The sequence below is a fragment of the Chitinophaga sp. genome (assembly GCF_039596155.1).
Taxonomy (GTDB): Bacteria; Bacteroidota; Bacteroidia; order Chitinophagales; family Chitinophagaceae; genus Chitinophaga.
In genome coordinates, this window is the sequence record NZ_JBCNKF010000045.1 from 1 (window position 1) to 15,397 (window position 15,397).

The 15,397-nt window shown below is 47.4% G+C and carries 10 protein-coding genes; 2 read left to right on the plus strand and 8 right to left on the minus strand.

The features are described from left to right. Window positions 1-425: 425 nt before the first annotated feature. The 3 genes from clpB to ABDW33_RS29120 form a co-directional block, all read right to left on the minus strand. Window positions 426-3,038, minus strand: a complete 2,613-nt coding sequence (gene clpB, locus ABDW33_RS29110) for an ATP-dependent chaperone ClpB (protein WP_343693614.1) — start codon at window positions 3,036-3,038, stop codon at window positions 426-428. A gap of 174 nt (window positions 3,039-3,212) precedes the next feature. Continuing rightward, window positions 3,213-5,303: a DUF3857 domain-containing transglutaminase family protein gene (locus ABDW33_RS29115; RefSeq protein WP_343693615.1), complete on the minus strand. Its 2,091-nt coding sequence runs from the start codon at window positions 5,301-5,303 to the stop codon at window positions 3,213-3,215. A gap of 3 nt (window positions 5,304-5,306) precedes the next feature. Beyond that, on the minus strand, window positions 5,307-7,340 hold the full coding sequence (locus tag ABDW33_RS29120) for a DUF3857 domain-containing protein (RefSeq protein WP_343693616.1): 2,034 nt from the start codon (window positions 7,338-7,340) through the stop codon (window positions 5,307-5,309). Window positions 7,341-7,442: 102 nt separating this feature from the next. On the opposite strand from ABDW33_RS29120, the gene queG reads away from it, so the two are divergent. Together queG and ABDW33_RS29130 are read left to right on the plus strand one after the other, a co-directional pair. After that, a complete protein-coding gene (gene queG, locus ABDW33_RS29125) occupies window positions 7,443-8,369 on the plus strand; it encodes a tRNA epoxyqueuosine(34) reductase QueG (protein WP_343693617.1) in 927 nt (308 codons plus the stop codon). Window positions 8,370-8,471: 102 nt separating this feature from the next. Continuing rightward, window positions 8,472-9,017: an alpha/beta fold hydrolase gene (locus ABDW33_RS29130; protein WP_343693618.1), complete on the plus strand. Its 546-nt coding sequence runs from the start codon at window positions 8,472-8,474 to the stop codon at window positions 9,015-9,017. 237 nt (window positions 9,018-9,254) lie between these two features. On the opposite strand, the gene araA is transcribed toward ABDW33_RS29130, so the two are convergent. The 5 genes from araA to ABDW33_RS29155 form a co-directional block, all read right to left on the minus strand. After that, entirely contained in the window at window positions 9,255-10,760 is a 1,506-nt protein-coding gene (gene araA, locus ABDW33_RS29135) for an L-arabinose isomerase (RefSeq protein ID WP_343693619.1), read from the minus strand. Between the two features lie 234 nt (window positions 10,761-10,994). Next, a complete protein-coding gene (araD, locus tag ABDW33_RS29140; protein WP_343693620.1) occupies window positions 10,995-11,699 on the minus strand; it encodes an L-ribulose-5-phosphate 4-epimerase AraD in 705 nt (234 codons plus the stop codon). Between the two features lie 211 nt (window positions 11,700-11,910). After that, on the minus strand, window positions 11,911-13,554 hold the full coding sequence (locus ABDW33_RS29145; RefSeq protein WP_343693621.1) for a ribulokinase: 1,644 nt from the start codon (window positions 13,552-13,554) through the stop codon (window positions 11,911-11,913). Window positions 13,555-13,749: 195 nt separating this feature from the next. Continuing rightward, complete coding sequence (locus ABDW33_RS29150) at window positions 13,750-14,454, minus strand: NUDIX domain-containing protein (RefSeq protein ID WP_343693622.1); 705 nt, start codon at window positions 14,452-14,454, stop codon at window positions 13,750-13,752. 276 nt (window positions 14,455-14,730) lie between these two features. Next, window positions 14,731-15,381: an HAD family phosphatase gene (locus ABDW33_RS29155; RefSeq protein WP_343693623.1), complete on the minus strand. Its 651-nt coding sequence runs from the start codon at window positions 15,379-15,381 to the stop codon at window positions 14,731-14,733. Window positions 15,382-15,397: the final 16 nt, after the last annotated feature.

Here is a 15,397-nt window from a genome sequence, read left to right on the forward strand (position 1 = left end):
AACTGTTCGTCTGTCGGGAAGTTCAAATAACGGCCCTTTAACAAACAACAGCCAAACCATTCATGCACTCTGAAACTTAAATACAGGCACCTTGGCAAATACCCACCAAACCGTTCGTCTGTCAGGAAACTCAAATAAAGGCCCTTTAACAAACACCAACCAAACCATTCATGTGACCTGAAACTTAAATACTGGCACCTTGGCAAACACCAGCCAAACCGTTCGTCTGTCGGAAAACTCAAATAAAGGCCCTTTAACAAACACCCACCAAACCATTCATGTGCCCGAAGTTCAGATACAGGCGCCTATTTCGCACAAAAAACCCGGGCAAAGAATTACCCGGGTATTCGTAACTGTATATCGTCGTATTTGAATAATGCTTTTTACATCTCTTCTATCACATAAGCACTCGTCACATTGTCAGTTTAAGCAGTTACCGGTGTCTGGTTCCTGATCACTACAACCCCATCAAACACATCCACCAATACCGGCCTGCTCTTGTCTATATCCCCTGCCAGTATCTTCTTACTCAGCAGGTTGATAATCTCTTTCTGGATCAGGCGTTTCAACGGCCTTGCACCAAATGTCGGATCATAACCCTGCACGGCCAGATACTCAAGTGCATAGTCAGAGAATTCCAATATCATGCCATTCTGTGCTACCATGTCCTTCAACTGCTGCAACTGAATGTTAATTATTCCTTTAATTTCACTGCGCAATAAAGGCTGGAACATAATCACTTCATCCACACGGTTTAAGAACTCCGGCCGGATGGTCTGCTTCAGCAAATTCATCACCTCTGCCTTTGTACTTTCTACCACATCTTCCCTGTTCCGCTCATCTATCTTCTCAAAGTTCTCCTGGATAATATTACTACCCATATTGCTCGTCATGATGATAATGGTGTTCTTAAAGTTCACCACACGGCCCTTGTTATCTGTCAGGCGGCCATCATCCAGCACCTGCAACAGGATATTAAATACATCCGGATGCGCTTTTTCTATTTCATCTAACAATACTACGGAATATGGCTTACGTCTCACCGCTTCGGTCAACTGACCACCTTCATCATATCCCACATATCCCGGAGGCGCTCCTACCAGTCTGCTTACCGCATGTTTCTCCTGGTATTCACTCATATCTATCCGCGTCATCATAGTATCATCGTCAAACAGGTACTCTGCCAGTGCCTTCGCCAGCTCAGTCTTACCCACACCGGTTGTACCCAGGAAAATAAAGGAACCAATCGGCTTCTTAGGATCCTGTAAACCTGCACGGCTCCTGCGGATCGCATCAGATACCGCGATAATCGCTTCTTCCTGTCCTACCACCCGCTTGTGCAATTCATCTTCCAGTTTCAGTAATTTATCCCTTTCACTCTGCATCATCCTGTGCACCGGAATACCTGTCGCTTTTGCCACGTTTTCCGCGATGTCTTCTGCATCTACTTCTTCCTTCAGCAGGCGCTTATGGTCTGTAGACATTTCGTTTAATTCAGCTGTATATTTTGCAATCAGCTCTTCCTGCTCTTTCACCTTGCCATAGCGAATTTCTGCCACACGTCCATATTCCCCGTTTCTTTCCGCCTGCTCCGCTTCCTGCTTCAGGTTTTCTATCGCACCTTTCGCATTCTGCAGTTTGTCTACAATCTCTTTCTCTTCCTGCCATTTCGCCTTGAAAGTACTTCTTTGTTCTCCCAGTCTGGCGATCTCTCCATTCAGTTCACGCAACTTGTCCTCGTCATTCTCTCTTTTAATTGCTTCTCTTTCAATTTCCAGCTGACGGATCCTTCTCTCCAGTTCGTCCAGCTCTTCCGGCATAGAGTTCATTTCCAGCCTTAATTTTGCCGCACTTTCATCGATCAGGTCAATTGCCTTATCAGGCAGGAAACGGTCCGTAATGTACCTGTGAGACAATTCTACGGCTGCAATGATCGCCTCATCCTTGATTAATACATGGTGATGGCTTTCGTAACGCTCTTTCAAACCACGGAGGATGGAAATTGCATCTTCCACACCCGGCTCATCGACCATTACCTTCTGGAAACGGCGTTCCAGGGCTTTATCTTTCTCAAAATACTTCTGATATTCATTCAGTGTGGTTGCTCCTATTGCACGCAGTTCACCGCGGGCCAGTGCCGGCTTCAGGATGTTTGCCGCGTCCATGGCACCCTCCATCGCTCCGGCACCTACCAGGGTATGGATTTCATCGATAAACAGGATCAGCTGTCCATCACTTTCTGTCACTTCCTTGATCACCGCTTTCAGCCTTTCTTCAAACTCACCCCGGTATTTGGCACCTGCCATCAGGCTACCCATATCCAGCGCATAGATGATCTTGGATTTCAGGTTGTCAGGCACGTCGCCATTTATAATACGGTGTGCCAGCCCTTCTACGATAGCGGTTTTACCTACGCCCGGTTCTCCCACCAGGATGGGGTTGTTCTTAGAGCGGCGGCTCAGGATATGAAGGGTACGCCTGATCTCCTCATCACGGCCGATCACAGGGTCCAGTTTGCCGGCCTGCGCCAGTTCATTCAGGTTCTTGGCATATTTCTGCAAAGAATTGAACTGGTTACCACCAGTCTGGGAGTTCACGGTACTACCTTTTCTCAGTTCTACAATGGCAGCTTTCAATCCCTTTTCTGTCAAACCTGCATCTTTCAGCAGTTTGGCAGTATCATCACTACCACCCAGCAGTCCGAGCAACAGGTGCTCCACGCTCACAAACTCGTCTTTAAATTCTTTGATGCTCGAGCCAGCTCTCAGCATGGCATTGTTTGCATCCCGGCTCAGCACCTGTCCGGCTTCGCCGCTTGCTTTCGCATATTTATTGATCTGGTCGTCCAGTTTAGCCTCCAGGAAATTTGTATTGACGTCGTTCTTCTTCAACAGGTACTCAATCGCACTATCCTCATCATTAAGCAATGCCTTCAGCAAGTGCCCTGTTTCGATGGCCTGCTGCTGGTTATTGAAGGCCAGCTGTTGGGCCTTTTGCAGTATTTCCTGCGATTTAATGGTGAAGTTGTTCAAATTCATATAGTTATAGTTTCTCCTTTTGTTAGTATTTCATGCGCTTCGCATGTACGGAATATGTATCAAACTCTGCTCCAAGTATTATAATGCGATATTATGGCATAAAAAAATGCCCGGAACTGCTTTTTTAACAGCTTCCCGGGCATTTAACTGCAATTATTTCAGGTTCTGGCGTTATTACTGCTTCACCAACACAATCCTCGATCTATCCGCCTTATACACCGCATTATTAAACGCCGCAAAATTCACCCACTCTTTTGCCGGATACATTCCCGCCTTTTGACTATAACTTCTTATATAAACAATCTGATTGTCTTTCACCTTTATAATCGACGTATAATCGCCAAAGTTACTCCTGAGCGTAACAGGTTGTGGTACCGACTCAGAAACATAACCGGCGGGAATCGTGATAATTACTGAATCCACCTCTTTATAAGGGAAATCGATATTTACCGGCGACATACGTGGTGTGACCGTCTCCAGTTTAGCCGTCGCCTTACTTAGCAGGTTCGGTTCCAGGAACATACGCTTCCCACTTACCGTCGCATAACTATGTGCATTGATCTCCATCTCTTCATCTACCGCTGGTATTGCCCCCGTAATCTCCCTGGTCTCGTATTTATTGACGTCATAACTTGGCATCAGGTGATCCTCCCGCAGTTTCTCCATGATCTTATCGTGAGACAATGAATGGATCATATCCTGTACATCATCCTGCATCAACGCAGTAGAATGTGTATTGATATTCACCAGCATATCGCCCGTCTCTGCAACCGTCGCTGTAATACGACATAACTTTACATTCTGATCCAGACCATAGGTGGGTGTACGTACCAGTTTACTGCCCTTGTCTGCTACAACCAATACCGGTCTGCCAGCCGTGAAGCTGCTCAGGTAGCCCGTTGGCAAGGTCTGACTGGTACATTCCAGCCATGTAGTATCATTTTTATCAGGTACACAGGCAATCATGTGGTTAAACTGTGTACTGGGAAAATCCTCGACCAGCTGCGTATCTGCCTCGCCTGCCTGCACCAGCACATGGTTTGCCGTTACGCCCGCCTCCTTCAGCAGCGCCACCATGTAATTCGACAGGGCTTTACAATCGCCATACCCCCTGGTCGCCACGTAATTGGCGTCGTATGTCTGCAAACCGCCAATACCCAGTGTGATCAGGATATAACGGGTATGCTGCTGTAAATAACGGTAAAGAATATCTATCTTCTCTTTATCAGATTTACCATCTGTCAGTTCATGCACCACTTTCTTTATGTGATCAGGCAACGCGTCCCGACCCTGGTTAAGGACATACACAAAATGCCCCATCTCTTCCCAGGTATTCATATTGCCCTTATAATCCTGCATTTCAAAGTAAGAAGGCGCCAGCATGACGGTGGTCGTCCGCTCATAATCTTCCGGAACAAATTCTTCTTCCGGCATAGGCTTCATACCCTTTACTTCCCAGGAATAGCTACGGCTGTCCTTTTCATTTATCACTACAGGCTCACCGTTATAAAGAAATGTTTTATAACGAAGTGTATAATCGTTAGGGACAATTACCGTCAGCTTTGATCGTTCCACTGAATAATTTTCGTCCTCCTGCGGTGTCCATCCGGGTAGGTAAAAAGCGTGATTGAGCCTTACTTCAGTTTCTATCTCTACCGTATACGGATATATCTTACAGTTGAACCGGTATAGCTTATACCGGGTATCAGACATCAGGGCCTCGTCGCCCACTCCACTTACATCCGATACATCACTTTGCTTTAACCTGGCCTCTTCCATACCAAGCGCGTTTATCAAACGTGCCTTGATGGACCGCACGTCTCTCAGCTTATTATAATATTCGCGAATAACGGCGTATTTATCTCCTTTTGCATCCAGCACAGTGATGACATAGTGATGGTTAATGCGTACTTCCCCCGGATTCACCAGCTTCACAGTCAGTTCTTCCATGCGCTTTACAGCATGTGCGTCCCCTTTCAGGCTATCCGGTATAGTAACAGCAGGATAATCCAGGTCTTTCACAGGTGTACCCCTCATGGCAGGTAATGGTAACAAACCACCTGGTGTGAGCCGGTTTCGCGCTTCCCCACAGGCTCCTGCAGGTATCTTTGCTTCCGTGCCTGACCCGCAACCGTGATTTTTTGCAAGGGCAATTTCCTTCAGATTTCCAGGTATAGCGCCAGCCATATACTCCACCCCGGTTGCCTGCGACGGCAACAGGTATCCCTGGAGTATCAATGCCAGTCCAATCTTTTTATAGAACATGGGTTATGCTTTCTTTTTCAGTACAATTTGTTCAGATTGTTTTTTTACAATCATATCAAAAAAATCACGCAGGGTAGTATAATCGTCTGCAGGAAATACCGCCCGGTTCAGCTTAATCCGGGAACGGAACTGAACAGTGTTCTCAGTTTGCTGAATCAGGTACTGGAACAATCCTTCCTCTTCGTTCAGTTTTACCATTGTAGATTTAGGCAGTTCTTCCACTACATATCCTTCCGGTATGGTCAGGTTCAGCGTGTACATTTCGTCTAACAGGTAGGGCATTTCCACCGGATAATGACGCTCCAGCGATTTAAATGGATTAGTCTTATACGCTTCTGACAGCATGGGGTTGATATACAACATCCCTTCATCATCGGGGCTCATTTCGAGATCATACTTCACCTGTAATGGGACCTCGTAATCATCGACATCCGTCATTTCACCATTGGATATCGTTGTCTCCATAGCGAAGGCATTCGGCAATGATTTGAAATAAGCAGCCCTGCCATTCTTCACTATATCTGAACGCATCTTGCAGGATTCGTAATAAGTTGGCTTCTGTGAAAACGAGCCTTTGATCTTACCGCTATCACCGGTTAGCACGACAAAGGTACTCTTGGCTTCCAGCAAACCGTCTGCATCCAGGGAGATGGGAACCACCTCGGGGGAAAGTATCCTTGCATGTCCGTTGTAACAGGTATAATCCAGGCGGCCAAAGCCCAGGTAAGGCTCTGATGCATCCAGGAAGTACCAGGATGAATCTGTATTTAACGCTGCAATTGTGTAATTGAATCTATTCACCAGCGGATACATCTCATAGGTTACGCCGTTATCACGGGTACTCAGGATCACCGGGTGAGCATTCAGTCCCGCTTTACGCAGCATTGCCACCAGCAGCAGGTTGATGTCCGCATCGTTCCCGTTGTGAGAAGTGAAGGTAGTTTTCAATGACTTGGATAAGTACAGGTCATCGTGGCTGTTACAGGTAAAATTGCTTCTTACATAATTGTAAATGCGCCTTGCCTTTGCCGTGTCATCCTTCAATCCTTTTGTCAGCTCATCGACCTTATCACCCAGGAACGGATTGTTCTTGCCCAGCCCTTCACCGAAAGACTCAGATTTGTTCATCTCCTCATACAGTTTCTCCCAGGTACCTAATACCGGCTTTACCGGCTGATCAGGATACCGGTAGGCCGAGAGCTGGAACTGGATCATAGATACGTGGTTCCATATGCTGGTCGTGAATTCTTCCTCCCGGAGCGCAGGCACATTTTCTGCTTCCCACTTATAGATATTGGTACCCGAATTGATGTTGAAAAAAGAGGTGTGACCGGTTTTTCCACCATACGAATTTTCGTCATCCTGGGCGATCGTAAAGGATTGATGCCCCACACTCTTATTCTCCTTAATGGGCACATAACCGGAACGCAGGAAGATATACTCGTAAAATTCCGGTACCGTCACTTCATACCTGCTGTACAAAGTGGGATACTCTGTACTCTGGAAAGCCCATGTGTGCAGGTGCATTTTATAAGGAGAAACGATGGTATAAGTGTATTCGATGATACTTCCTTCCTTCACGGCAGGCAGGGTGAACTTCTGCACCACTTCCCCTTTTTTGTCGATCTTATCCGTGAAAATACTCTTACTGTCCATCTTCGTTTCTACCACCTGAGTCCCTTCCAGGTTATAAGTAGTCGCCTTGATGTCTTTCAGCTTAATTTCGTCTGTCTCCCCCTTGTAATAATGAATTTTTATGGTAGCAGCATCATAGCCGTTCTTGTCAACGATCTTGATACGGGTATGCCGTTTAAACTGCAATACCAGGCCATTTGTCCTGTCTGATTCAAACGATGCTTCGCCCACATCAGAGAGAATCACCGCATGGGCCCCTGTATCCTTCTCAAAACCAGTTTTGCTGAAATCTTTCGGATCAACTTTACCAAATTTAATTCTGTCCTGGGAAAACGTGCTCAATGAAAATAGACAACCCAGGATGAGGGCGATGGGGAACGCTCCGACTTGTTGTGGTCGCATACATTAGGTAACTAAGGTAATAGGTTATAATTTACATAAATGAAGATATGTAAACTTAGCTTTTCCATAAAAAAAATCATTTTTCTTTAACTTGCGGTTAACATGCAATCAGTCGAAACATATACAGCTTTCATAAAGGCGCAGGCAGCGGATCTGGGGTTTGACCATTGCGGCATTGCACGCGCTGTACAGCTGGATGATGACGCCAGGAGACTGGAAACGTGGCTGAATAAGGGTATGCATGGGAACATGAAGTACATGGAGAATCATTTTGACAAGCGCATTGACCCCCGTAAACTGGTAGACAATGCACAGTCAGTGATCACGCTGTTATTGAATTATTACCCCTCAGAACAACAGGTAGCGGATGCACCCCGGATCTCAAAATATGCATATGGCAAGGACTACCATGAGGTGATCAAAGCAAAACTCAATACCCTGCTGGCCCGTATGCAGGAAACCATCGGCGCGGTAAGTGGACGCGGCTTTGTAGACTCGGCACCGGTGCTGGAAAGAGCCTGGGCACAGAAGAGTGGCCTGGGATGGCTGGGGAAAAACGGGAACCTGATTCACAGGCAGGCGGGTTCTTTTTTCTTTATCGCGACCCTCATTACTGATATAGCACTGGTGTACGATAATCCTGTAGGGGATTATTGCGGTTCCTGTACCCGGTGCCTCGATGCCTGCCCCACAGGAGCACTGGTAGCCCCAGGTGTGGTAGACGGCAGCCGCTGCATTTCTTACTACACAATAGAACTGAAAGAGTTACTGATTCCGGAGAAAATGCAGGGACAGTTTGACAACTGGATGTTTGGGTGTGATACCTGCCAGGATGTGTGCCCCTGGAACCGCTTTTCAAAACCGAACAAAACGGTAGAGTTTACACCGATACCCGAAATATTGAACTTTACGACGAAAGACTGGGAAGAACTGACCGAAGAAGAATTCAAACGAATTTTTAAACATTCGCCCATGAAACGATCGAAATACACCGGAATCAGAAGAAATTTACACTTTTTGGAGGGCTAAACCCGCATTTTTAACGTTTAATATTCCCTCCTTTTCCGTACATTGTATGACTTGCCAACAAACTACTCTATCGGGGGTTACTAAAAAGAGTCTTATTGCATTATGGAAGAAGTACAGGTTTTAACTGCTCCGGGATTGAACGGATCAGGCCCGCAGCACTGGCAGACAATATGGGAGAACCTGCCAGGTTTTAAGAGAATAGAACAGAACAATTGGGATGAACCCGAACTAAAAGACTGGATCAATAATATCGAGGATGCCGTGGCAAAAGCCGGTCCCGATGTAGTGATCGCAGCACACTCCCTGGGATGTCTTGCCCTGGCTCACTGGGCACAACACACGAAACTAAAGATCAGGGGAGCACTGCTGGTAGCCCCTCCGGATGCCGACCGAACGGACTTTCCTTCAGCAGCCAGGAGCTTTGCGCCGGCGCCTTTACAGCCTTTACCTTTTAAAAGCATTGTAGTGTCGAGTACAAATGATCAGTATGCGAGCCTGCAAAGGCAGAAGAAGTATGCTGAATCGTGGGGAAGCCGTTTTGTGAACCTGGGAGAAGCAGGCCATATTAATGCAGAGAGTAACCTGGGGGAATGGACGAGTGGGCAAACGCTGGTAGAGGAGCTGGTGCGGAATTGGGAGACACTCTAAGGACGCTGTCAGCTGCAGCTAAATCAACAAAAGATACTATTTAATAAAAATTGAAAGGCTGGAAGATTCCAGCCTTTGGTATTCCACGTCATCTATGGCGTTATGCCAATTTTTATAGTCTATAAACTTGTAATTTTATCGCTAATAAGCCGTCATCAGCAAAAAAGGACTTCTGCTGTTACCTGCTAACAGCAACAACTGATTTCACCTTTCCACTGTTAACAACCCGAATTGACTTTACTTCTGTCCCTTCAGCAAATAAATCGCATCATTCCATCTCAGCTCATTTCTGAACTGATACAGATCAGTATTCTTTCCAATCTTCACATACTCAATACCCGCCATGTCCGCAAAGTCCTGCATATGTGCACTACCCAGGTTCTGGCTGTACACTGTATGGTGCGCACCGCCTGCCTGGATCCATGCCGCACAGCCCGTACGCATATCCGGCAAAGGTTTCCACAGCACTCTTGCCACCGGCAGTTTAGGCAGATCAGCCACCGGCTTCACTGCTTCCACTTCATTTACAAGCAAACGGAAACGGTTACCCAGGTCAATCAATGATGCATTGATAGCCGGACCCGCATCTACATTGAATACCAGTCTTACAGGATCAGCCTTACCACCAATACCCAACGGGTGAATTTCAGCACTAGGCTTGCCATCAGCGATAGAAGAACAGATCTCCAGCATGTGTGCACCCAGCACCAGCCTGTTAGACGGATCGAAATGGTAAGTATAGTCTTCCATGAAGGAGTTACCACCCGGCAGTCCGGCACCCATTACTTTCGCCGCTCTTACCAGGGCTGCTGTTTTCCAGTCACCTTCACCGCCAAAGCCGTAACCATCTGCCATCAGGCGTTGTACAGCGATACCCGGCAGTTGTACCAGGCCATGCAGGTCCTGGAAAGTGTCGGTGAAACCTTTGAAATTACCATCTTCCAGGAACGCGCGCAGACCCAGTTCGATCTTTGCAGCATCCCGCAGGGAAGCATGTTGTGCAGCACCTTTCACCAGTGTGGCACCCAGTTTATATACTTCCGCATATTCCGCTACCAGTTTGTCTACCGCAGCATCAGAGATCTGGTTCACGAATGCGACCAGGTCGCCGACTCCGTATCCGTTTACGGAATAACCGAACTGTAATTCAGCCTCTACTTTGTCCCCTTCCGTTACAGCCACTTCGCGCATGTTATCGCCGATACGGGCAAATTTAGCACCCTGCCAGTCGAACCAACCTGCAGCCGCTCTCAGCCAGGTGTTCAGTTCTCCGATCACCTCAGGATCCTGCCAGTGACCACATACCACTTTGCGCTCGATGCGCATGCGGGACATCATGAAACCGAACTCCCTGTCACCATGAGCTGACTGGTTCAGGTTCATAAAGTCCATATCGATTTCTCCCCAGGGAATGTCTCTGTTGAATTGGGTATGGAGGTGTAATAAAGGGCGCTGTAATATCTTCAGGCCCCTGATCCACATTTTAGCAGGAGAGAACGTATGCATCCAGGCGATTACACCGATACAGTTTTTAGCGGCGTTGGCTTCCTGGCAGATGGCATATATCTCATCCGGCGTTTTTACAGTTGGCTTGAATACGATCTTAACAGGGATACTGGGATCAGCATCCAGGGCGGCAGCAATGGCTTGTGAATGGGCCGCTACCTGCTGCAGGGTCTCTTCTCCGTAAAGGTGCTGGCTACCGGTCACGAACCAGGCTTCAAGTTGCTTCAGCTGTATCATATACTATTGAATTTTTTGTGATTAGTTTTTTTCAGGTCGTTCGTTTTATTGACGACGACATTTGTTGTGAACATGGGTCACGGAACGTCTCAGACAATTCATTTTGGAACGGGATGTACGTTATCTGCTGAACAGTCAGAGATGGACAACTTAACTACCGGCAGTCGTAGCTGTCAACTGCCTGCTGATTGCTTATGTTCCTCACCCACCTTAGCGTACTTCTCTCCAGTTCATTTACTGCTGCCCGTAATAAGAATCCGGACCATGTTTACGTTCAAAATGCTTTTTGATCAGCGAATCCTTCAATCGCGGACAGGAAGGACGGATGGTTTCTGTGAGGTACGCCATTCTCGCGACCTCTTCCAGCACCGCAGCGTTATAAACCGCTTTGTCCGCTGTTTTGCCCCAGGTAAATGGCGCGTGGTTGCCCACCAGGATCATTTCAATCTCCTCGTAAGACATTTTCCGCTCATTCAGGCAATTCATGATCTGGAAGCCGGTCTCATGCTCATAATTCCCTTTGATCATATCATCGTGCATCGGCGGCGCGCAAGGCACATCGGTGGTCAGATGATCTGCATGTGTCGTTCCATAAATTGGAATATCCCGCTGTGCCTGTGCCCATGCAGTGGCATAGGTAGAGTGTGTATGCACGATACCGCCTACATGTGCCCAGTGTTTGTAAAGAACTGCATGGGTTTTGGTGTCGGACGATGGTCTTCCGTTGTTCGTCACATTGTTTGCATCGAAGTCGACAATCACCATTTTCTCCGGAGAGAGCAGGTTATAAGGCACACCGCTCGGTTTGATGGCAAACACCCCGGCTGCGTGGTCAGCTACACTGACATTGCCAAAGGTGAAGAGCACCAGCCCCAAAGCCGGGAGCTGCATGTTTGCAAGGTAGGCCTGCTCCTGGAGGTCCTTGTATGGATGGCTCATTTGTATTGTTTTTCTGTGAACGCGCCTGTTTCTATGAATTTATTTCCTGTACAAGTTTGCCGGATTCCCGAAGGGTAACCGCACTTCCTGTAAAAGTTACTCCTGTACTGCACTTCGGTAACTGAACGGTTTCATTTACCTGCACTTCCCGAACAAAAGTGTCTCCTTTACAGCCTGACTGCTTTTTACCCTCATTAACTGGTGCGACAGCCTACTTGTACAATTGCTCTGTAAACGTTCCTATCTCTTTGAACCGCTCATAACGACTGGCATAGTAGCCTACGTTCTCCTCTCTTGGGAACCAGGTTGTCTCAAATCCTGAAGTCATCGCCGCCTGCGCCGCATCAATTGTTGGATGCACACCTGCTACCACCGCGGCAAACATAGCCGCACCCAATGCACACGCATTCTCACTGTTCACGATACGGATCGGCCTGTTCATCACATCCGCCAGTACCTGCATAGCATAGCCTGACTTCTTTGCCACACCACCCAGCGCAATTACTTCCTGAATCGGAATTCCTTCATTTACAAAACGCTCAGCAATCGCTTTTGCACCGAAGGCAGCCGCCTCTACCAAAGTTTTGAACAGCTGGGCAGCATCTGTTCCCAGGTGGAGACCGGTAATAGTGCTCTTGACTGTATGATTTGCATCAGGTGTACGACGACCATTGAACCAGTCCATGGCAATAGGGTCGTTATCACGTAATGGCAATTGTTCTGCCTGTTTGGAAAGATACCCGAGGAGTTTTCCTTCCACTTCTGCCAGTTTCTCTTTGTCTTCCGGCAACAGGTCATATAACGGCCCCATGATCAGTTTACGTAACCAGGCAAAAATGTCACCGTAAGCAGATTGACCTGCTTCCAGACCAAGCATGTTAGGTACCACAGAACCATCTACCTGTCCGCAGATACCCTTTACCAGTTTATCATTTGTTTCTTCCAGCGGTGCAATCAGGATATCGCAGGTACTGGTACCAATCACCTTACAGAGCGAGTAAGGACGGATACCGCCGCCAACTGCTCCCATATGGGCATCGAAGGCACCGGTGCCGATCACCACATCAGCAGGCAGTCCTAATTTGGCAGCCCATTCTGCACTGATAGTACCTGCGGGAACAGTGGCATCCACTGTGTCCGTGTACATCTGGTCGTATTTATCAAGAACAGGGTTCAGTTTATTGAGGAATTCCTTTGGAGGCAACCCTTTCCAGGTAGCATTCCACATGGCTTTATGGCCGGCAGCACAACGGCTGCGCAGCAAAGTATCCACGCTGTTATTGCCGGTAAGTACGGCAGGGATCCAGTCGCAATGCTCCACCCATGCAGCAGCAGCTGTTTTGACAGCCGGGTCTTCCTGTACCACATGAAGGATCTTGGCCCAGAACCATTCGCTGCTATAAATACCACCACTGTAGGCAGTATAATCCTGGCCATTGCTATGGGCGATGTCGTTAATCAGGGCCGCTTCCGAGTTGGCAGTATGGTCCTTCCACAGCACGAACATGGCGTTGGGATTTTCTTCAAAACCCGGCAGCAATGCGAGCGGAGTACCTTGTTCGTTAACAGGACCGGGCGTGGAACCCGTAGTATCTACGGCAATACCCTTTACCCTGGCGGCAGTGCCGGCAGGACATTGCTGCAGGGCATCCCTGATACTGTTTTCCAGCCCTTCCAGATAATCTTTAGGGTGCTGACGGTATTGCTGGATGCTGGGATCGCAATAAAGCCCTTTTTTCCAGCGGGGGTAAAAGTACACAGCGCTGCCGGCTTCCTGGCCGGTCTGCGTATCTACAACAAGGGAGCGGACTGAGTCGGTGCCGAAGTCAACACCTATGACATATGAATGTTCCATAACGATCTGCCCTTTCCAACAGCCGGGGGCAGCGGAAAGTTGTTTTTAATTGAAAAATAAACAAATACTTTATTGTCAGTTTGACATTTATAAGACGTGGTAAAAAAAGACGATATGAGTGGGGCTCATATCTGTCATTTTCTGTGATTTTTACTGAGTAAACTTTCCGGATCCCTGAAGGTGTTGTTAAACCACCTACTTAAGATTACCCGGATCGGAAACGAAGTTGAGGAAGGCGTGGAATTTGGCGCTGTACTTTCTTTTATCCAGCTTGTAATAGAATGCTCCCCTTTTGGAAGTAGCCCTCTCTTTTTCTTTTTGTTTGATCAGTAAGCCTGTAGACAATACTTTACGGCTGAAGTTCCTTTTGTCAAAGCCGGCATCATAGACCGCTTCAAAAAGAATCTGCAACTGCGGGATTGTAAACTTAGCCGGCAACAGTTCAAATAGCAGCGGATGGATAGCTGCCTTGTAACGTAAACGTGCCAGTGCCTCGGATACCATCTGAGCATGGTCAAAAATCAGCTTTGGAGCCTCCTTCAGCGGGAACCATTCCGCCTTGTACTCATCGCTCAGCTGTTGTTTGTACTGATTGATGTCGATCAGGGCATAATAAGCTACAGACAAGGTTCGCTCCATAGGATCGCGGTTAGGGCCGCCATAGGCATTTAATTGCTCCATATAGACGCCGTCCAGTCCTGTCAGTTTGGTCAGTGTACGGGTCGCCGCCTCTTCAAGGCCCTCATCTGCCTGTACAAAGCCACCCATGAGGCTCCACTTTCCTTTTTCCGGTTCAAATCCACGCTTGATAAGCAAGAGCTTAAGATCCTGTCCGTCAAAACCGAAAATTATACAGTCTACTGCTATCAGCATCCGGGTTTGCCGGGAATAACGTGTCATACTTTCCTGGTGTTTAATTCTGCTAATATAAAACTCCCCGTCGATATTCCCAGCATTTAGTGATATTGATAGCGCTAATATGAATGCAATATAGAAAATTAAATGTCAATTTTACAATTATTTTTATCAACTTTTTTTATTCCTGCAACATTAAGTACTGTAGCGGTTTTAAGGCAGAATTCTCCGGAAGTTGTGCTAAATGTAAGACGCTTTTGCCGTAGGGCAAAAGCGTTTTGACGGTGACTTGAGTATTTTTTGAAGCCAGGGATCACCCTTTTACAGGCCAGACGGATCAAGTTCCGTGTAGTCGCTGATGAACCGGATGATGTTACTGTAGGCGGAAAACTCCTCCTTCGTGTGCATAGTGGTGATCACAATCGCCTTCATACCTGCATGCTGCGCGGCTTCTACCCCCTTGGGTGCATCTTCAAATACAATACAGTCCTCCGGTTGTACGCCCATTCTTTCAGCAGCCTTCAGGAAAGTTTCCGGATGCGGCTTACTATCTGTAACATCATCGGCGGTGATGATTGTCCTGAAGTAAGACCTGATGTGTAAATTATCAAGGGTGAAGTCTACGTTGAAGGGTATAGCCGCCGTTCCTATGCCCATAGGAATACCCAGGTCCCGGGATTGATCCAGGAAATGCTGTAATCCGGGGATCAGGCTGAGGTGAGGGAGGTAGGCTTCCTGGTAACGACGCTCCTTTTCCAGTGCCAGCTGGTCCATTTGTTCGTCAGTAAATTTTTCTTTGCCGAAGATACGGATCAGAACCTCCTGGTTTTTGCCGTACATCTCCCGTTTTACAGCCTCACGCGACAGGTTGGCGCCAAGGTCGTCATTGAGGATGTTAAACCAGCCATGTACATGATATTCCATATCATCTATCATTGTGCCGTTCATGTCGAAAATAAATGCCCGTTTCATATGCGTTCTTTGGATA